General features: G+C 63.1%; 21 protein-coding genes. 19 read left to right on the plus strand and 2 right to left on the minus strand.

All coding sequences use genetic code 11. The features are described from left to right. Nucleotides 1-10: 10 nt before the first annotated feature. The 13 genes from GL4_RS00450 to GL4_RS00495 all read left to right on the plus strand — a co-directional run bounded on the left by GL4_RS00450 (nt 11) and on the right by GL4_RS00495 (nt 8600). Complete coding sequence (locus GL4_RS00450; protein WP_045363335.1) at nt 11-1414, plus strand: L-lactate MFS transporter; 1404 nt, start codon at nt 11-13, stop codon at nt 1412-1414. Continuing rightward, the gene (locus tag GL4_RS17660) at nt 1415-1552 is read left to right on the plus strand and encodes an MFS transporter small subunit (protein ID WP_172653257.1); all 138 of its coding nucleotides are present in this window, start codon (nt 1415-1417) and stop codon (nt 1550-1552) included. It begins immediately after the preceding gene. Nucleotides 1553-1726: 174 nt separating this feature from the next. Further along, the gene (gene pqqA, locus GL4_RS17050; protein ID WP_045363338.1) at nt 1727-1816 is read left to right on the plus strand and encodes a pyrroloquinoline quinone precursor peptide PqqA; all 90 of its coding nucleotides are present in this window, start codon (nt 1727-1729) and stop codon (nt 1814-1816) included. 211 nt (nt 1817-2027) lie between these two features. After that, entirely contained in the window at nt 2028-2117 is a 90-nt protein-coding gene (pqqA, locus tag GL4_RS00455; RefSeq protein WP_045363338.1) for a pyrroloquinoline quinone precursor peptide PqqA, read from the plus strand. 190 nt (nt 2118-2307) lie between these two features. Then, nucleotides 2308-2397 (plus strand): pyrroloquinoline quinone precursor peptide PqqA, encoded by a 90-nt coding sequence (pqqA, locus tag GL4_RS00460; RefSeq protein ID WP_045363338.1) that lies wholly within the window; start codon nt 2308-2310, stop codon nt 2395-2397. 271 nt (nt 2398-2668) lie between these two features. Next, entirely contained in the window at nt 2669-2992 is a 324-nt protein-coding gene (locus GL4_RS00465) for a DMT family transporter (RefSeq protein WP_045363342.1), read from the plus strand. After that, nucleotides 2989-4059, plus strand: a complete 1071-nt coding sequence (locus GL4_RS00470; RefSeq protein WP_045363344.1) for a MaoC family dehydratase — start codon at nt 2989-2991, stop codon at nt 4057-4059. Before GL4_RS00465 ends, GL4_RS00470 begins: the two co-directional genes overlap by 4 nt. 127 nt (nt 4060-4186) lie before the next feature. After that, a complete protein-coding gene (locus GL4_RS00475) occupies nt 4187-4708 on the plus strand; it encodes a superoxide dismutase family protein (RefSeq protein WP_045363346.1) in 522 nt (173 codons plus the stop codon). 98 nt (nt 4709-4806) lie between these two features. Continuing rightward, nucleotides 4807-4962, plus strand: a complete 156-nt coding sequence (locus GL4_RS17345) for a hypothetical protein (RefSeq protein ID WP_156137327.1) — start codon at nt 4807-4809, stop codon at nt 4960-4962. A 155-nt stretch (nt 4963-5117) separates the two neighbouring features. Continuing rightward, on the plus strand, nt 5118-5522 hold the full coding sequence (sdhC, locus tag GL4_RS00480; protein WP_045363348.1) for a succinate dehydrogenase, cytochrome b556 subunit: 405 nt from the start codon (nt 5118-5120) through the stop codon (nt 5520-5522). Nucleotides 5523-5524: 2 nt separating this feature from the next. Beyond that, on the plus strand, nt 5525-5899 hold the full coding sequence (gene sdhD, locus GL4_RS00485; RefSeq protein ID WP_045363350.1) for a succinate dehydrogenase, hydrophobic membrane anchor protein: 375 nt from the start codon (nt 5525-5527) through the stop codon (nt 5897-5899). 6 nt (nt 5900-5905) lie between these two features. After that, nucleotides 5906-7747 (plus strand): succinate dehydrogenase flavoprotein subunit, encoded by a 1842-nt coding sequence (sdhA, locus tag GL4_RS00490; protein ID WP_045363352.1) that lies wholly within the window; start codon nt 5906-5908, stop codon nt 7745-7747. Between the two features lie 64 nt (nt 7748-7811). Next, nucleotides 7812-8600, plus strand: a complete 789-nt coding sequence (locus tag GL4_RS00495; protein ID WP_045363353.1) for a succinate dehydrogenase iron-sulfur subunit — start codon at nt 7812-7814, stop codon at nt 8598-8600. 93 nt (nt 8601-8693) lie between these two features. Here the strand turns inward: GL4_RS00495 and GL4_RS17665 are convergent, their stop codons facing one another. Further along, nucleotides 8694-9191, minus strand: a complete 498-nt coding sequence (locus GL4_RS17665) for a hypothetical protein (protein ID WP_045363355.1) — start codon at nt 9189-9191, stop codon at nt 8694-8696. Between the two features lie 121 nt (nt 9192-9312). Between GL4_RS17665 and GL4_RS17670 the strand changes: the two genes are divergently transcribed. Continuing rightward, the gene (locus tag GL4_RS17670) at nt 9313-9798 is read left to right on the plus strand and encodes a cupin domain-containing protein (protein WP_052463997.1); all 486 of its coding nucleotides are present in this window, start codon (nt 9313-9315) and stop codon (nt 9796-9798) included. 45 nt (nt 9799-9843) lie between these two features. Here GL4_RS17670 and GL4_RS00510 read toward each other — a convergent pair whose 3' ends face one another. Continuing rightward, the gene (locus GL4_RS00510) at nt 9844-10344 is read right to left on the minus strand and encodes a hypothetical protein (RefSeq protein WP_045363358.1); all 501 of its coding nucleotides are present in this window, start codon (nt 10342-10344) and stop codon (nt 9844-9846) included. Between the two features lie 193 nt (nt 10345-10537). On the opposite strand from GL4_RS00510, the gene mdh reads away from it, so the two are divergent. The 5 genes from mdh (at nt 10538) to odhB (ending at nt 17980) form a co-directional block, all read left to right on the plus strand. Next, the gene (gene mdh / locus GL4_RS00515) at nt 10538-11506 is read left to right on the plus strand and encodes a malate dehydrogenase (RefSeq protein WP_045363361.1); all 969 of its coding nucleotides are present in this window, start codon (nt 10538-10540) and stop codon (nt 11504-11506) included. Between the two features lie 32 nt (nt 11507-11538). After that, nucleotides 11539-12705 carry an ADP-forming succinate--CoA ligase subunit beta gene (gene sucC, locus GL4_RS00520; protein ID WP_045363364.1) on the plus strand — a complete coding sequence of 389 codons (1167 nt, stop codon included), beginning with the start codon at nt 11539-11541 and terminating at the stop codon, nt 12703-12705. 58 nt (nt 12706-12763) lie between these two features. Beyond that, a complete protein-coding gene (sucD, locus tag GL4_RS00525) occupies nt 12764-13636 on the plus strand; it encodes a succinate--CoA ligase subunit alpha (protein ID WP_045363367.1) in 873 nt (290 codons plus the stop codon). A 78-nt stretch (nt 13637-13714) separates the two neighbouring features. Further along, nucleotides 13715-16603, plus strand: coding sequence for a 2-oxoglutarate dehydrogenase E1 component (locus GL4_RS00530; RefSeq protein ID WP_045363375.1), 2889 nt, complete (start codon nt 13715-13717; stop codon nt 16601-16603). A 72-nt stretch (nt 16604-16675) separates the two neighbouring features. After that, nucleotides 16676-17980 carry a 2-oxoglutarate dehydrogenase complex dihydrolipoyllysine-residue succinyltransferase gene (gene odhB / locus GL4_RS00535; RefSeq protein WP_045363378.1) on the plus strand — a complete coding sequence of 435 codons (1305 nt, stop codon included), beginning with the start codon at nt 16676-16678 and terminating at the stop codon, nt 17978-17980. Nucleotides 17981-17995 lie beyond the last annotated feature (15 nt).

Consider the following 17995-nt stretch of genomic DNA (forward strand, 5'->3'; position numbering starts at 1 on the left):
GTGTCCACTTATGACGACCGCAGTGAGCGCGGATTCTGGAGGCTTGTTCGGCTGGCTCGACCGGTCGCACACGGTGGCGAAACCGGGCTTCAGCCGATGGCTGGTGCCGCCTGCCGCACTTTGCGTCCATCTTTGTATCGGCCAGGTCTACGCGTTCAGCGTGTTCAACCTGCCGATGACCAAGCTGATCGGCATCACCCAATCCGCGCCCGACGATTGGAAGCTGACCCAGCTCGGCTGGATCTTTTCCCTCGCCATCGTCTTCCTGGGGCTCTCCGCGGCCTTCACCGGCACCTGGCTCGACCGCGTGGGCCCGCGCCGCGCCATGTTCACCGCCGCCTTGTGCTTCGGCGGCGGCTTCCTGATCTCGGCGCTCGGCATCCATCTGCACCAGCTCTGGCTCATTTATCTGGGCTATGGCGTGCTCGGCGGTTGCGGCCTCGGGCTCGGCTATATCTCCCCAGTGAAGACGCTGATCACCTGGTTTCCCGACCGGCCCGGCATGGCCACGGGCATGGCCATCATGGGCTTCGGCGGTGGCGCGATGATCGCCTCGCCCCTGTCGGTGTTGCTGATGAAGTATTTTTCCAGCCCCACCAATGTGGGCGTCATGGGCACCTTCATCACGCTCGGCATCGTCTATCTCGTCTTCATGATGATCGGCGCGGCCCTCGTGCGAGTCCCCCCGCAAGGCTGGCTTCCGGAGGGTTATAAGCCCCCCGCGCAACCGAAAAAGATGGTCACCACCGCCCATGTCCACGTGGACGAGGCGCTGAAGACCCCGCAGTTCTACCTGCTATGGGGCGTGCTCTGCCTGAACGTGACGGCCGGCATCGGCGTGCTTGGCCAGGCCTCTGCCATGAGCCAGGAGATGTTTCCGGGTCAGATCACGGCAGCGGCCGCGGCCGGCTTTGTCGGCCTCTTGAGCCTGTTCAACATGCTCGGGCGCTTCTTCTGGGCCTCGTCTTCCGACTACATCGGGCGGCGCAACACCTACATGATCTTCTTCGCGCTCGGCATGGTGCTCTACGCCCTTGTGCCCTGGACGGGTCGGATCGATTCCATCGTCCTCTTCGTCGCACTGTATGCCGTGATCCTGTCCATGTACGGGGGCGGGTTCGCCACCATCCCCGCCTATCTCCGGGACGTCTTCGGAACGCGTTATGTGGGCGCCATTCACGGGCGGCTGTTGACCGCCTGGTCCGCGGCCGGTGTGTTCGGGCCGGTTCTGGTAAACTACATCCGCGAATACCAGATCAATCACGGTGTGCCGAAGGCGGACGCCTATTCCGTCACCATGTACATCATGGCGGGACTTCTCTTCGTCGGCTTCATCTTGAATTGGCTGATGACGCCTGTGGACCACAAGCACCACATGACCGAAGAAGAACTGAAAGCGTCGATGGAGGCCTAAATGACCGAACCGACCCATCACGAGACCGTTTCAGGCGCCAACAAGGTCAAGCTGGTGCTGGCCTGGACGTTCGTGGGTGTTCCGCTTCTTTGGGGCGTCTACAACACCCTCGAAAAGGCGTCGCTGCTGTTCAAGTGAGCCGCAGTTTCTGACAAATTGCCGCAGATGACGATCTGCGGGAGATCGTAACTATCTGTTTTGCAAAGGTAATTCGTGTAACAATCTGTTAATGCGCCAGTCATGCGGTTCTCATCCGCAATCGCCATTATCTAGGGACGATAACGTTCACCGAACGAACCTAAGGAGACGACCATGAAAGAGTGGCTGAAGCCTGAGATCACCGAGTCCGAAGCTGGCATGGAAGTTACTTCCTACCTTCCGGCTGAGCTCGACCGCGCTTAATTCGCGCTGATCTAGCCTAGTTTTCGAAAATGGCGGTCCTAGCGATTTGCGGGGCCGCCATTTTTGTATGCGCGCTCCGTTGCCTTTCAGCGCGCCGCTTGACCGCGAGCGCCGCGCGTTAAATCTGTTCAGATTGTTTTCATTGACGCGTCATGCGCCGCTCATCCAAATTGTCGCACCCTAGGGTATCGTTTAACGAAAGGAGACGACCATGAAAGAGTGGCTGAAGCCCGAGATCACCGAGTCCGAAGCTGGTATGGAAGTGACTTCCTACCTTCCGGCCGAGCTCGACCGCGCTTAATCAGCGCTGATCTAGCAATCCATGAATGGCGGCTCTCGCGATGGCGGAGCCGCCATTTTCATTTGTGCATTTCTGCGGGCGATAGGCCCGCACTCCGTTCAGATAGTTTTCATGAGCGAGTCATGCGGTTCTCATCCGCCATCCCCATTATTGTAGGATGACTTCATTGATTGAACCGAAGGAGACGATCATGAAAGAGTGGCTGAAGCCCGAGATCACCGAGTCCGAAGCTGGCATGGAAGTGACTTCCTACCTCCCGGCCGAGCTCGACCGCGCTTAATCAGCGCTGATCTAGCCTAGTTTTCAAAAAATGGCGGTCCCAGCGATGTGCGGGGCCGCCATTTTTGTATGCGGCGCCAGGTCTTGTGCGGGCCGCTGCCACACAACCCTCTATGGAGGGTGACAGAGCCTCCCCCCGAAATTATGGTCCCACGGCGCTGAACGCCTCTCGCAGCCCAAGGCTTGCAGGCTCAAGGCTTGCAGGCTCAAGGCCCGAGAGGGCGCCGTCGCGGCGCGCGATTGGTCGCAAGCAGCAGAAGGGACCCCCTGCCATGCCCTGGGTGTATCTTGTCGCCGCCGGTCTCTTCGAGGTCGGCTTTGCCTCGACGCTCAAACTCACCGAAGGCTTCACGAAGCTCTGGCCGACCCTGATCTTCACCGTCTGCATTGTGCTTTCGTTCGTTCTTCTCAACAAGGCGGCCAGGGATCTGCCGATCGGCACCGCCTACGCGATTTGGACGGGGATCGGCGCCGCGGGCACTGCCATTGTCGGCATCCTCGTCTATAAGGAGCCCGTCACGGCGCTGCGCCTGTTCTTCATCGCAACGCTGATCGGTTCCATCATCGGATTGAAACTCGCAACAACGACCACATGACCCAGACACCAAAGATCGACCGCACCGTTAACGGCAACTATTTCGAGGACTTCAAAGTTGGTGAGGAGATCGTGCACGCCACGCCGCGCACCATCACCGTCGGCGATGTCAGCGTCTACACGGCGCTCTATAGCGGCCGCTTCGCCGTGCAATCCTCGGACGCCTTCGCCCAGAGCATCGGCTATCCGCGCTCGCCCATCGACGACACGCTCGTCTTCCATTTCGTGATCGGCAAGACGGTGCCCGACGTGTCGCGCAACGCCATCGCCAATCTCGGTTACGCGGAGTTCCGCTTCCTCGCGCCGGTCTATCCGGGCGACACCATCGCCTCGACCTCGGAGGTTATCGGCGTCAAGCAGAACTCGAGCGGCAAGAACGGCACGGTCTATGTGCGCACCACGGGCCGCAACCAGAACGGCGAGCCGGTTCTGTCCTTCGCGCGCTGGGTCATGGTAGTGAAGAAGGATCTCGACCTGCCCGCGCCGGAGGCGGTGATCCCGGAACTGGACAAGGAAATTTCGCCCGAGACGCTCGGCAAGGCGCTGCCGCCCCTGAAGCTCACGGTCTACGACTACGCGCTGGCGGGTTCGCCGCGCCGCTGGGGCGACTACGCGGTCGGCGACAAGATCGACCATGTGGACGGCCAGACCATCGAGGAAGCCGAGCATCAGATGGCGACGCGCCTCTATCAGAACACCGCGCGCGTGCACTTCAATCAGCACCGGGAGTCCCAGGAGCGCTTCGGGCGCCGCCTGGTCTATGGCGGCCACATCATCTCGATAGCGCGCTCGCTCAGCTTCAACGGCCTCGCCAACGCCTTCCATGTCCTGGGGCTCAACGGGGCACGTCACGCCGCGCCGTCCTTCGCCGGCGACACGATCTATGCGTGGAGCGAGGTGCTGGACAAAGCCGAGCTTCCGGGCCGGTCGGATGCGGGCGCGCTGCGCCTGCGCACCTTCGCCGTAAAGGACCGCAATTGCGCGGACTTCCCGGGCGTCAAAGAGGACGGTTCGCTGGAAGACGGTGTCGTGCTCGACATGGACTACTGGGTCGCCCTGCCGCGCTAGGGCGGCCGTGCTAGAGGGCGACGCGCGATCGCGCCGCCTCCCTTCGGCCTTGCACGCGCGTTAGAGTGCAGCCCTAAACTCAACCGGCCTCACCGGCGTGAGGCGCCCCCCTGAAGGAGTTTCCGCGATGAAAAACCTGTCTCGTCTTGCTGCCCTTTGTGCGGTCATGGTCACCCTCGCCTCTCCAGCCGTCGTTTCACCGGCGCTGGCCGCCGACACGGCCAAGGCGGTCCTCCAGAACCCGGACGGCAAGGATGTCGGCACGGTAACGCTGACGGCGGTGCCCTCGGGCGTCCTCCTCGATGCCGACCTGACCGGGCTGCCGGAGGGCACGCACGCCTTCCATATTCATGAGACGGGCAAATGCGAGGCGCCGGACTTCAAGTCCGCCGGCGGCCACTTCAACCCGGAGGAAGATGCGCATGGCCTCAAGAACCCGGCCGGGCCCCATGCCGGCGACATGCCAAATATTCATGTGCCGGAGAACGGCAAGCTGCACATCGAGGTGCTGAACCAGATGGTGAGCCTGCCCGGCCTTCTCACCGGCGAAGGCACGGCCATCGTGCTTCATGAGCAGGGCGACGACTACGTCTCGGACCCGGCCGGCGATGCCGGACCCCGGATCGCGTGCGGGGTCATCACCGAGTAGGCCGTTGTCCCCGTCACAATTCGTTAGTGTAAACCTTATGTAAAAGTTTTCGGACCCATTCTTGAGCCTGTTAGTTCCGCGACTTGGGGGAGTTGCCCATGGCTTGGGAAGGACCGTACGACGGCATGATGGGGGGCGTTGCCTACATCGTCGGCTCTCACGTTTGGGAGTCGCTCGACGGCGGGCAGACCTGGATCATGTCGAAGTTCGTCGACGACGAAGAAGCGTGCTACGAGATCGCAAAGCCCGCTTAGAGACCTGAATCTGCTGAAATTTTAGAGCCTACGGCGCGCGCACCCCGCGCTTCGGCAGCGTCGGCCCTGGGTCAAAGGGCCCAGGCTGTCGCGATTGCCCCTGTCTTCTCTGTGCGTTATGACAAGACGGGACTGGGCAACACATACAAAAACCAATGACAGATAAGCTTGGGGCGGAGCGGCCTCTTTCTCCGCATCTGCAGATTTACCGGCCGATGCTGACGATGATGATGTCGATTGCGCATCGCATCACCGGCGCCGGACTGGCCGTGGGCTTCGCGCTGCTGACCTGGTGGCTCGTGGCCGTGAGCATGGGGCCGGAAGCGTACGATTGCGTGCAAAGCTTCCTCGGCAGCCTTGTGGGCCGGGCGCTGCTCTTCGCCTTCACTTGGGCGTTGATCCACCACATGCTCGGCGGCATCCGGCACCTCGTCTGGGATACGGGGACGGGTCTCGATAAACCCACGGTGGAGCGCTTTGCGCTTGCCACCATTATCGGCTCGGTCGTGCTGACGGTCCTCGTCTGGCTGACCGCCTATCACGTCATGGGAGGGCTCTAGCCATGGCGACGCCGCTTAAGCGCGTGCGCGGCCTCGGCGCCGCCCATCACGGCACGGAAACGTTTTGGCGCCAGCGGCTGACGGCCGTCGCCAACGTTCCGCTTGTGATCTTTCTGATTTGGTTCGTCGTATCTCATGCAGGAGCGGGCTACGAGAAGGTCAAAGAGTGTCTCGCCAACCCGGTCGTGGCGGTGCTGATGCTGGCGCTTATCTGGTCCGCCGCGATCCATATGCGGATCGGCTTGCGCGAGATCATCGAGGACTATCTCCACAACAAGCTCTGCAAGACCGCCTCGCTCATGCTCGCCACGTTTTTCGCCGCGGTGGTCGCCATCGCCTCGACCCTCGCCATTTTGAAAATCAGTTTCGGAGGCTGATGCGAAATGCCTCAAGACGCCACGCCAAACACGCCGCACAATGCCGTCAGTGTGAACGGCCGAGCTTACGAGATCACCGACCACGCCTATGACGTCATCGTCGTGGGCGCAGGCGGATCGGGCCTGCGCGCCGTGGTCGGCGCCAGCGAGGCGGGCCTGCGCACGGCCTGTATCTCCAAGGTCTTCCCGACGCGCTCGCACACGGTCGCGGCCCAAGGCGGCATCGCCGCGGCTCTCGGAAATATGGGCCCGGACGACTGGCGCTGGCACATGTACGACACCGTGAAGGGGTCGGACTGGCTCGGCGACCAGGATTGCATCGAATATCTCTGCCGCAACGCCCCCGAGGCCGTCTACGAGCTGGAGCACTGGGGCGTTCCCTTCTCGCGCACTGAAGACGGCAAGATCTTCCAGCGCGCCTTTGGCGGCATGACCACGGAATTCGGTAAGGGTCAGGCGCGGCGGACTTGCGCTGCCGCCGACCGCACCGGCCACGCGCTGCTGCACACCATGTACGGTCAGGCGCTGCGCCACTCGGCGGAGTTCTTCATCGAGTATTTCGCCATCGACCTCATAATGGACGACGAAGGCGCCTGCCGTGGCGTCATCGCCATCAACATGGCTGACGGGTCGATCCACCGCTTCCGCGGGCACCAGACGATCCTGGCGACGGGCGGGTACGGCCGCGCGTATTTCTCCTGCACGTCCGCCCATATCTGCACCGGCGACGGCAACGGCATGGTGCTGCGTGCGGGCCTTCCCCTGCAGGACATGGAGTTCGTGCAGTTCCACCCGACCGGCGTCTATGGCGCCGGCGTGCTGATCACGGAAGGGGCGCGCGGCGAAGGCGGCTTCCTGCGCAACTCCGAAGGCGAGAAGTTCATGGAGCGCTATGCGCCCTCTGCCAAGGACCTCGCGTCACGCGACGTGGTGTCCCGCGCCATCACCATCGAGATCCGCGAAGGCCGCGGGCACGGTCCCGACGGCGAATACATGCATCTGCATCTCGACCACCTGGATCCGGACCTGATCGACGAACGCCTGCCGGGCATTTCCGATCTTGCCCGTATCTTCGGCGGCGTCGATGCGCGGAAAGAGCCAATCAAGGTCATTCCGACCTGCCATTACAATATGGGCGGAATTCCCACGAACATGCATGGCGAGGTAATTGCGCCCAAGAACGGCGACCCTGACGCGATCGTGCCGGGGCTCATGGCGCTGGGCGAAGCGGCCTGCGTGTCGGTGCACGGCGCCAACCGTCTGGGCTCGAACTCACTGATCGACCTCGTGGTCTTCGGCCGGGCGGCCGGCCTTCGCTGCGCCGAGCTCATTCCGAAAGGCTCCGCTATTCCGGAACTGCCGAAGGGCGCGGGCGAAGCGTCCATCGCGCGTTTCGACGGGTTCCGCTATGCCGACGGCGGAACGCCGACCGCCGAACTGCGGCTCGCCATGCAGAAGACCATGCAGCGCGACTGCTCTGTTTTCCGCACCAAGGAGGTGCTCGAAGAGGGCGTGAAGGGCATCAAGAAGGTCTGGGACGATGCGGCGGACATCAAGGTCACGGACCGGTCGCTCATCTGGAACACGGACCTGATCGAGACGCTGGAGTTCGACAACCTGATCTCTCAGGCGGCCGTGACCGTACAGGGTGCACTGGCCCGTGAGGAATCCCGCGGCGCCCATGCGCGTGAGGATTTCCCCAAGCGCGACGATACCAACTGGATGAAGCACACCCTATCCTACGCCGATTACGGCAAGCACACGGTCAAGCTCGATTTCCGCCCCGTGCACACCTACACGCTGTCGAACGAGGTGGCTTACATCGAGCCGAAAGAACGGGTCTACTAGGAACGCGGGTCGAACGCTGACCGGGCGAGGGTTGGGCCCGGCCGGCGCAAAGGAAGAAGCTGAGATGGTTCAATTCACACTTCCCAAGAATTCGAAGATCAAGAAGGGCAAAGAGTGGAACCCGCCCGCCGCGGACGCCGAGCCCGGCCGCTGGCGCGAATACCGTGTCTACCGCTACGACCCTGACACCGGCGACAACCCGCGCGTCGACACCTATTGGGTGGACATGAACGATTGCGGGCCGATGGTTCTGGACGCGCTCCTCTGGATCAAGAACAAGATCGACCCGACGCTGACCTTCCGCCGCTCCTGCCGCGAAGGCGTTTGCGGTTCGTGCTCGATGAATATCGACGGCACCAACACGCTCGCCTGCACCATGCACGCCGAAGAGGCCAAAGGCGCGGCCGTCGCCATCTACCCGCTGCCCCACATGCCCGTGGTCAAGGACCTCGTGCCCGATATGACGCAGTTCTATGCGCAGCATCGGGAGATCGAGCCCTGGCTTAAGACGGACAGCCCGACGCCGCAGAAGGAATGGCGCCAAAGCCATGAGGACCGCGAGAAGCTGGACGGCCTCTACGAGTGCATTCTGTGCGCCTGCTGCTCGACCGCCTGCCCGTCCTATTGGTGGAACGGCGACCGCTATCTCGGGCCAGCCATCCTGCTGCAGGCCAATCGCTGGGTGGAGGACTCCCGCGACGAGCGTACGGGCGAGCGGCTGGACGATCTGGAAGACCCCTTCCGGCTCTATCGCTGCCACACCATCCTCAACTGCACCAAGGCGTGCCCCAAGGGTCTGAACCCCGCGGCCGCGATCGCCAATCTGAAGCGGAAGATGGTCGAGCGGATGTAAACGCGACCGGCGCCCGCGCCGGTCCAATCGATAATCTCTTGCAGAACGCCCGGCCCCGGCCGGGCTTTTTCGTGGCAGGGCGTCTCATTGAGACTATTTCGGGCAGCGCGGCAGCGAGAACACGCAGGTCGGCGTCCCCTCGCGCTTCATCTGCGCTTGCTTCTCGGGGTCTTTCTCCGCCTGCCAGGCATAGGGGCTGCGGCCTTCCTTGTGCGAATAGTTCACGCGGATCAAGTTGCCGCCTTGGAAGGTCAGGCTCGCGGTGCAGGTGGCGTCCTTCGGCGTGCCGCCCGGAACCGGCCCGGCCCCTTTGTAGTGGTAGATGAGCGTTTCGGCGCCGCCGCTGGCCGGGATCTGGGAGCGCGGCTGACCGGCGCATTGCAGGACCTGCTGCTTGCTCATGCCGATATAAGGCTTGCCGTAATCGACGCGTGTAAGATCCTGGATGGCCTGTTCAGGACCCGAAAAGCCGCCGCCGCACCCGGAGGCAAACATTGCCAGCGCGGCCGTCAAGGTGACGCGCAACGCCGACCGTGCCGAAAACGCATCCCGTGCTGCGCCTAAGATTTCGCGAAATGCGCCCAAGTTCATGTCTTCCCATAAGCCTCGAACACGCCGTAACGCGAGATTGCGGGCCATTTGCGGCGGGGCAAACGCCCCCCTCGCCATAGAAATCCCTAGGCCCGGACAGCTCCTGGGCTATTCTGCCCCAATGACCCTGACGAAGACCACCCGCGCCCTCGCCGGCGCCTTATTTCTGCTCGCGCTTTGGGCCGGCGCACCCGCCGTGCACGCCCGCGAACCGGGCGCACCGCCCAAGGTCCAAGCCGAGCACATTGCGACGGAGCCTCTCGCCACCGACCCCGACAAGGAGGTCGATATTCAGATGTATACCTTCCCGCCCCAAAGCGCGGTGCCCTGGCACATCCATAAGGACGCGGTCGAGATCGAATACGCGCTCCACGGATCGATCATGCTCGAGGAGGAGGGCAAGCCCCCTTACGAGGTCGCCAAAGGCAAGACCAACGTCCTTGCGCCGAACGTGGTGCATCGCGGGTGGAATCCGAGCAAGACGGAGGCCGCCACGCTCTATGTGGTTCGGATCAAGCCCAAGGGGGCGCCGCTCGCGACAATCGTTCCGGCCCCGGCCGAGACAGCCGGCGCGCCCGCGGCAAGCGATTATCCCGAGGACGACTAGGGCTGGAGACGAATAGTCAGCCTGCGGTTCATCGCGGGGGCCTGGCTAGCTGGTATCACTCCGCTTGAGCAGTGCATTGAGCCCCGCGGCCCAGGCGAACGCCACGACCACCCAGTAGAAGATTTTGGCGGACGTCCCCAGCTGCATCCCGAGCGCCGAGCCCTCGAACGTGCCAAAGCCGGCGACGATGGTATAGAAGGCGGCAAAGGCGAGAACGAACGCGGTGGCATGGCGCGGGCGGAAGAAACCGATCAGGGTCCCGGCCGCGCCCCAGATCAAATTGACCAACGCCTGGAGCGGGTTCAGCCGAAAGCCTGGCGGGAAACTATTGGGATCGGTGTCGAACCCGTATACGGCATAGGACACGAGCATGATTCCGCCGAGCGCCAGGAAGTAACTTGCGCAGCGCGCAGCCCACACCACCATCGGCAATGGCGGGGTCGCATCGAGCTCCTCGTCCGTGGGGGCGCGACGCTCCTCGTCGGGTCCGGGCCCCGAGCCGGAATCCGGCCCGGAACCGCTCTTTGCAGGCTGGTCGCCGGTCATCGTCCCTCCGGGATGTGCTTTTTCTCGACCGAGACTAACCTCTAATGTGCCCGACTGCGAACCAAAGATGCAGGCGATTTTCATCGCAAACTTGCGCGCAAGCACGATTACATCTAACCATCAAACGATGTCGTAGCGGTTGGAAGTAATGACGGCGCGGCCTCCAAGACCGCGCAAGTCGGGAGGGATAGTCATGGCGCGTAATAAAATTGCTTTGATCGGTGCTGGCCAGATCGGCGGCACGCTCGCTCACCTTGCTGGCATCCGGCAACTGGGCGAAGTGGTGTTGTTCGACGTCGTGGACGGCGTACCGCAAGGCAAGGCCCTCGATCTGTCCCAGTCGGCACCGGTGGAAGGCTACGCTCCCAAATTCAAGGGCGCCAACGAATACGCCGAGATCAAGGACGCCGACGTGGTGATTGTCACCGCCGGCGTCCCGCGCAAGCCCGGCATGAGCCGCGACGACCTCATCGAGATCAACCTCAAGGTCATGGAGCAGGTTGGCGCAGGCCTGCGCAAATATGCGCCCGAAGCCTTCGTCATCTGCGTGACCAATCCGCTGGACGCGATGGTCTGGGCTCTGCAGAAGACGTCCGGACTGCCCCGCAACAAGGTGGTGGGCATGGCCGGCGTATTGGACAGCGCACGCTTCCGTTACTTCCTGTCGGAAGAGTTCGATGTGAGCCCGCAGGACATCCACACGATGGTCCTCGGTGGCCACGGCGACACCATGGTGCCGCTGATCCGCTACTCCTCCGTGGCGGGTATCCCGCTGGCGGACCTCGTCAAGATGCGGTGGATCACCCAGAAGCGGCTCGATGAAATTGTACAGCGCACCCGCGACGGCGGCGCCGAGATCGTCGGTCTTCTGAAGACCGGCTCGGCCTATTACGCCCCCGCCGCGGCCGCGCTCGACATGGCCGAGTCCTACCTGCACGACAAGAAGCGCGTGCTTCCCGCCGCCGCTTATCTCAACGGCGAGTATGGCGTGAAGGGTATCTATGCCGGCGTGCCCGTAATCATCAGCGCCAAAGGCGTCGAGCGCGTCATCGAGCTCGACCTCACCTCCGCCGAGAAGGACGCGCTGCTGCATTCGGTTCAGGCGGTCAAGAACCTGGTGGAGATCTGCCAGCGCATCGCCCCCAACCTCGCAGCCTCTTAAAGCCTGTACAGTTCCCGCCTCCGGAGACTTTTATGAACATTCACGAATACCAGGCGAAGGACCTGCTCAAGGCCTTCGGCGCCCCCGTCGGCAACGGCGTGGTCGCCACCACCGCCGACGAAGCGGTTGAAAAGGCCAAGGCGCTCAACGGCGACGTTCTCGTCGTGAAGGCGCAGATCCACGCCGGCGGACGCGGCAAGGGCGGCGGCGTAAAGATCGTAAAGACCATCCAGGAAATGCATGCGGAAGCTGATCGGATGCTCGGCAAGCCGTTGATCACGCCGCAGACGGGCCCGAAGGGGCGGATCGTGCGCAGCGTCTTCGTCGCCGAGGGCACCGCCATCGACCGCGAGCTATACCTATCTCTTTTGGTCGACCGGGCCACGGGGCGGATCGCCTTCGTCGCCTCGACGGAAGGCGGCGTGAATATCGAGGAAGTGGCGGCGGAAACGCCCGAGAAGATCACCACCGTCGATGTCGATCCCGCGTCCGGCCTCAGCGGCTTTCATGGTCGCGTGATCGCCGACGCGCTGGAGCTCAAAGGCGATCTCGCCAAACAGTGCGGCAAGCTCATCAAGACACTCTACACGCTCTTCGTCGAGAAGGACGCCAGCCTGATTGAAATCAATCCACTGGTCGTCACCAAAGACGGCCAGCTCGAATGCCTCGACGCAAAGATCGGATTCGAAGACAACGCGCTCTTCCGCCATCCCGACATCGAGGCCCTTCGCGACATCCACGAGGAGGACCCGGCCGAGGTCGAAGCGTCAAAGCACGACCTCTCTTACGTCAAGCTCGACGGCAATATCGGCTGCATGGTTAACGGCGCCGGCCTCGCCATGGCGACCATGGACATCATTAAGTACTATGGCGCCGAGCCCGCGAACTTCTTAGACGTTGGAGGTGGTGCAACCACGGAGAAGGTCACCGCGGCTTTCAAGCTGATCCTCTCCGACCCCAATGTTAAGGGAGTGCTGGTGAACATTTTCGGCGGCATTATGCGCTGTGACACGATCGCCGAGGGCATCATCGCCGCGGCCAAGGAGACGAATATCGGCGTACCGCTGGTCGTCCGCCTCGAAGGAACCAATGTCGAGCGCGGCAAGGAACTCCTGTCGCAATCTGGTCTCGATATCATCCCCGCCGACGATCTGGACGACGCTGCCAAGAAAGCGGTGGCCGCCATTGGAGTCGCCTAGCGTCCACGCCTTGAACCGGTGTCACACATCCTTCCTCAAAACGGCTTAGCTTTGAATCATGTCAGTCCTCGTCAATAAGAACACGCGCGTCATCTGTCAGGGTTTCACGGGCTCTCAAGGCACCTTTCACACAGAACAAGCCATTGCCTACGGCACCAAGATGGTCGGCGGCGTCACCCCCGGCAAAGGCGGCACGACACATCTCGATCTGCCGGTCTTCGACACGGTGCGCGATGCCGTCGCGGCGACGGGCGCGACCGCGTCGGCCATCTACGTTCCACCGCCCTTTGCGGCCGATGCCATCCTCGAGGCGATCGACGCGGGCATCGAGCTTGCGGTCTGCATCACCGAGGGCGTTCCGGTCCTCGACATGGTCAAAGTCAAGCGCGCCCTCATCGGATCGGGCACGCGCCTGATCGGCCCGAACTGCCCGGGCATCATCACGCCGGGCGAGTGCAAGATCGGCATCATGCCGGGGCACATCCACAAACCCGGACGTGTCGGCATCGTCTCCCGGTCCGGTACGCTGACCTACGAGGCCGTTGCGCAGACCACCGCTGTTGGATTTGGCCAGACCACCTGCATCGGCATCGGCGGCGACCCCGTAAACGGGACGAATTTCATCGACGCGCTCTCGCTCTTCCTCGAGGACGACGCCACCGAAGCCATCATCATGATCGGCGAGATCGGCGGCAGCGCCGAGGAAGAAGCCGCGGAATTCTTGGTTAAGGCCGGCAACAAGAAGCCGATCGTAGGCTTCGTGGCCGGCGCGACTGCGCCCCCCGGACGCCGCATGGGACATGCCGGTGCCGTTATTTCGGGCGGCAAGGGCGACGCAAAGAGCAAAATTGAGGCAATGCAGGACGCCGGCATCGTGGTGTCCCATTCCCCTGCAGCGCTTGGAACAACGCTTGCAGGAATATTCAGCTAAAGGTGCGCTGGGCGCCAAACGCTTGCCTTTATTGCCCGGCACGCCGGAGGTCCGGATAAGGACCCTTAGGTTGGTGCCATGACACGTTACGAAGCCAGCGACGTTTTCGCCCAGACCTCTTTTCTGGATGGTGCCAACGCCACCTATCTCGCCGAACTTTACGCGCTGTACGAGGCCGACCCGTCGTCGGTGTCGGAGGACTGGCGCCACTTCTTCGCCAATCTCGGCGACGACGCCAAGAACGTCATCGCCGATGCCCAAGGTCCCTCGTGGGGCGCATGGAACCGTGCGCCGTCGTGGAAGAGCGGCGCGCAGACCACTTCGTTGGCAGTCGCCCCGGCCGGCGCGCTGACGCAAGCCGAAGCGCTCGATGCCGCCCGCGACACACTTGGCGCGCGCATGCTGATCCGCGCCTACCGCACCCGCGGTCACCTGATCGCGAAGCTCGATCCGTTGCGCCTCATCGAGCGCGGCGCCCATCCGGAGTTGAACCCCGAGACCTATGGCTTCACGCCGGCGGACTATTCGCGGCCGATCTATATCGGCGGCGCGCTCGGCTTCGAGTTCGCCGATCTCGCCCAAGTGCTCGCGGTTCTTGAAAAGACCTATGGCGGCACGATCGGCTTCGAGTACATGCACATCTCCGACCCCGATCAGCGGGCCTGGCTTCAAAAGCGCATCGAAGGCTCGGAGATTCAGTTCACCGCGGAAGGCAAGCGCGCAATCCTGAACAAGCTGATCGAATCCGAAGGCTCCGAGCGCTTCCTCAATGTGAAGTACACGGGCACCAAGCGCTTCGGCCTCGACGGCGGCGAATCGATGGTTCCGGCGCTCGAGCAGATCATCAAGCGCGGGGGTCAGCTCGGCGTCCGCGAAATCGTGATCGGCATGCCCCATCGCGGGCGGCTGAACGTCCTTGCCAACGTGATGGCCAAACCCTGGCGCGCCATCTTCAACGAATTCCGCGGCGGCTCCGCGCACCCCGACGATGTCGAGGGATCGGGCGACGTGAAATACCATCTCGGCGCCTCGTCGGATCGCGAGTTCGACGACAACCGGGTGCATCTGTCGCTGACCGCCAACCCCTCGCATCTCGAAATCGTCGATCCCGTTGTCCTCGGCAAGGTGCGGGCCAAGCAGGATCAGGCGGGCGACACCAAGCGCAAGACGATCATGCCGCTGGTGCTCCACGGCGACGCGGCCTTCGCCGGCCAAGGCGTCGTGGCAGAATGCCTCGGGCTGTCCGGCCTGAGGGGCCATCGCACGGGCGGATCGATCCATTTCATCGTGAACAACCAGATCGGCTTCACCACGGCGCCGCGCTTCTCGCGCTCCTCGCCCTACCCGTCCGACGTCGCCAAGATGATCGACGCGCCGATCTTCCATGTGAACGGCGACGATCCGGAAGCCGTCGTCCACGTCACGAAGATCGCCACCGAGTTTCGCCAGCGGTTCGGCAAGCCCGTCGTCATCGACATGTTCTGCTACCGCCGCCACGGCCACAACGAAGCCGACGAGCCGGCCTTTACGCAGCCACTGATGTATCAGCGGATCGCCGAACATCCCCGGGTGGTCGAGATCTACGCGGACCGCCTGGTGAAGGAAGGTGTCCTCACGCAGGAGGAGGTCGACGGGCTCCAGGCCAAGTTCCGCGACTACCTCGAAGAGGAGTTCAAGGCCGGCGAGACCTACCGGCCGAACCGCGCCGACTGGCTGGACGGGCGCTGGTCGGGCATTGGCTTCGCCGACGAAGGGGCCCGCCGCGGACTGACGGGCGTCGACCTCGATGTCCTGCGCGAAGTCGGGCACAAGCTGACGAAGATTCCGGCGACACTGACGCCGCACAAGACGATCGCCCGCATCATGGCCGCGCGGCGCCAGTCGATCGACGAAGGTACGGGCATCGATTGGGCCACTGCGGAGTCGCTGGCCTTCGGCACATTGCTGGTCGAGGGCTTCAAGATCCGCCTCTCGGGCCAGGACTCCGAGCGCGGCACCTTCTCGCATCGCCATTCGGTGCTGATGGATCAGGTCAACGAGAACAAGTACACGCCGCTCAAGCATCTCGGCAAAGAGCAGGGCGACTTCGAGGTCATCAATTCGATGCTCTCCGAAGAGGCCGTGCTCGGCTTCGAATATGGCTACAGCCTCGCCGAGCCCAACGCGCTCGTCCTCTGGGAAGCCCAGTTCGGCGACTTCGCCAACGGCGCGCAAGTGGTGATCGATCAGTTTATCTCGTCGGGCGAACGCAAGTGGCTGCGCATGTCCGGGCTCGTGCTTCTATTGCCCCATGGCTATGAGGGTCAGGGACCGGAACACTCCTCCGCCCGGCTCGAGCGCTATCTCCAGCTCTGCGCGGAAGACAATTGGCAGGTCGTCAACTGCACCACGCCCGCCAACTACTTCCATGTGCTGCGGCGTCAATTGCACCGGCAGTTCCGCAAGCCGCTTGTGCTCATGACGCCGAAATCCCTGCTGCGGCACAAGAAAGTGAAATCCGACATCGAGGACTTCGGCCCCAAGTCCAGCTTTCACCGGCTGCTCTGGGACGACGCCCAACGCCTCGAGGACTCGCCCATCAAGCTCGTCCCCGACGAGGAGATCCAGCGCGTCGTGCTCTGTTCCGGCAAGGTCTATTACGACCTCGAGGCCGAGCGGGAGGCGCGCGGCATCGACGACATCTATCTGCTACGTATGGAACAGCTCTATCCGTTCCCTGCGCGCGCGCTGATTCAGGAACTCGGACGCTTCAAGCAAGCGGAGATCGTGTGGTGTCAGGAAGAGCCGAAGAACATGGGGGCTTGGACTTTCGTAGAACCAAATTTGACTTGGGTTCTGGAGCATATCGATGCCAAATCTAAGCGGGCTCGCTATGCTGGCCGCCCAAGCTCCGCAGCGACGGCCACGGGCCTGATGTCGAAGCATACGAGAGAGTTGAAAACCCTGCTCAACGAAGCTTTGGGCTGAGCCGGGAAGGCGCCACCTTCCAGGGTACGGTTGAGCAAGGAACTGGTTGGGAAGGACGGACGATAGGCTGCCATGACGACAGAAATCCGGGTACCGACATTGGGCGAGTCCGTCGTCGAGGCGACGGTGGGCCAGTGGTTCAAGCAAGCGGGCGAGGCTGTCGCCGCCGACGAGCCGCTGGTCGAGCTCGAAACCGACAAGGTGACGGTCGAGGTGCCGGCCCCTGCTGGCGGCGTTCTTTCTGAGATCGTCGTCAAGGAAGGGGACACCGTCGAGGTCGGCGCGCTGCTTGGGTCGATCGCCGCCGGGGACGGAGCTGCCGTGGCGCCCGCCCCGAAGGTCGAGACCAAGTCGGCAGACTCTGCGCCCAAACCAGCGGAATCGGCTCCCGCACCGCAGCCGGCGCCGGCGCCTGCCTCCGATGCCCCCGCCCTCAAACGCGAGCCGTACACGCGCACGGAGATCGCTCCGACCTCCATGCCGCCTTCGCCGGCCGCTCAGAAGCTTCTCGCCGAGAAGGGCCTTTCCGCCGACGAGCTGACCGGGACGGGCCGCCGCGGTCAGATCCTGAAAGGCGATGTAATCGCCGCCACGGCCGCGGCCGAAACCTTGCGCGAGACCCCGCGCGCGCCGAAGCCGCCGGCACCCCCGCGCGCGCCCGTGACCCAGGACGACGAGGCGCGCGAGGAGCGCGTGCGCATGACGCGGCTGCGCCAGACAATCGCAAAGCGTCTGAAGGACGCGCAGGACACGGCCGCGATGCTCACCACGTTCAACGACGTGGACATGAGCCAGATCATGACGCTGCGCAAAGAGTACAAGGACGATTTCCAAAAGCGCCACGGCGTGAAGCTCGGCTTCATGGGCTTCTTCGTGAAAGCTTGCGTGCAGGCGCTGAAGGACATTCCCGCCGTCAATGCGGAGATCGACGGGAACGACCTCGTCTACAAGAACTACTACCATGTGGGCGTCGCGGTCGGCACGGAGCGCGGCCTCGTCGTTCCAGTGATCCGGGACGCGGACCGCATGAGCCTCGCCGAGATCGAGAGCACGATCGCCGATTTCGGCGTGCGCGCCCGCGAGGGCAAGCTCGGCCTCGCGGAGATGCAGGGCGGCACCTTCACCATCTCCAACGGCGGCATTTACGGTTCGATGCTCTCGACGCCGATCTTGAACGCGCCGCAATCCGGCATTCTCGGCATGCACCGCATCGAGGAACGCCCGGTGGTCCGCGACGGTCAAATCGTGGCGCGGCCAATGATGTACCTCGCGCTGTCCTACGACCATCGCATTGTTGACGGCAAAGAAGCCGTGACGTTCCTAGTGAACGTGAAGGATTCGCTTGAGAACCCCGCCCGCCTGATCCTCGATCTGTAGACTCCGACGTCAGAG

The organism is Methyloceanibacter caenitepidi, from assembly GCF_000828475.1.
GTDB lineage: Bacteria > Pseudomonadota > Alphaproteobacteria > Rhizobiales > Methyloligellaceae > Methyloceanibacter > Methyloceanibacter caenitepidi.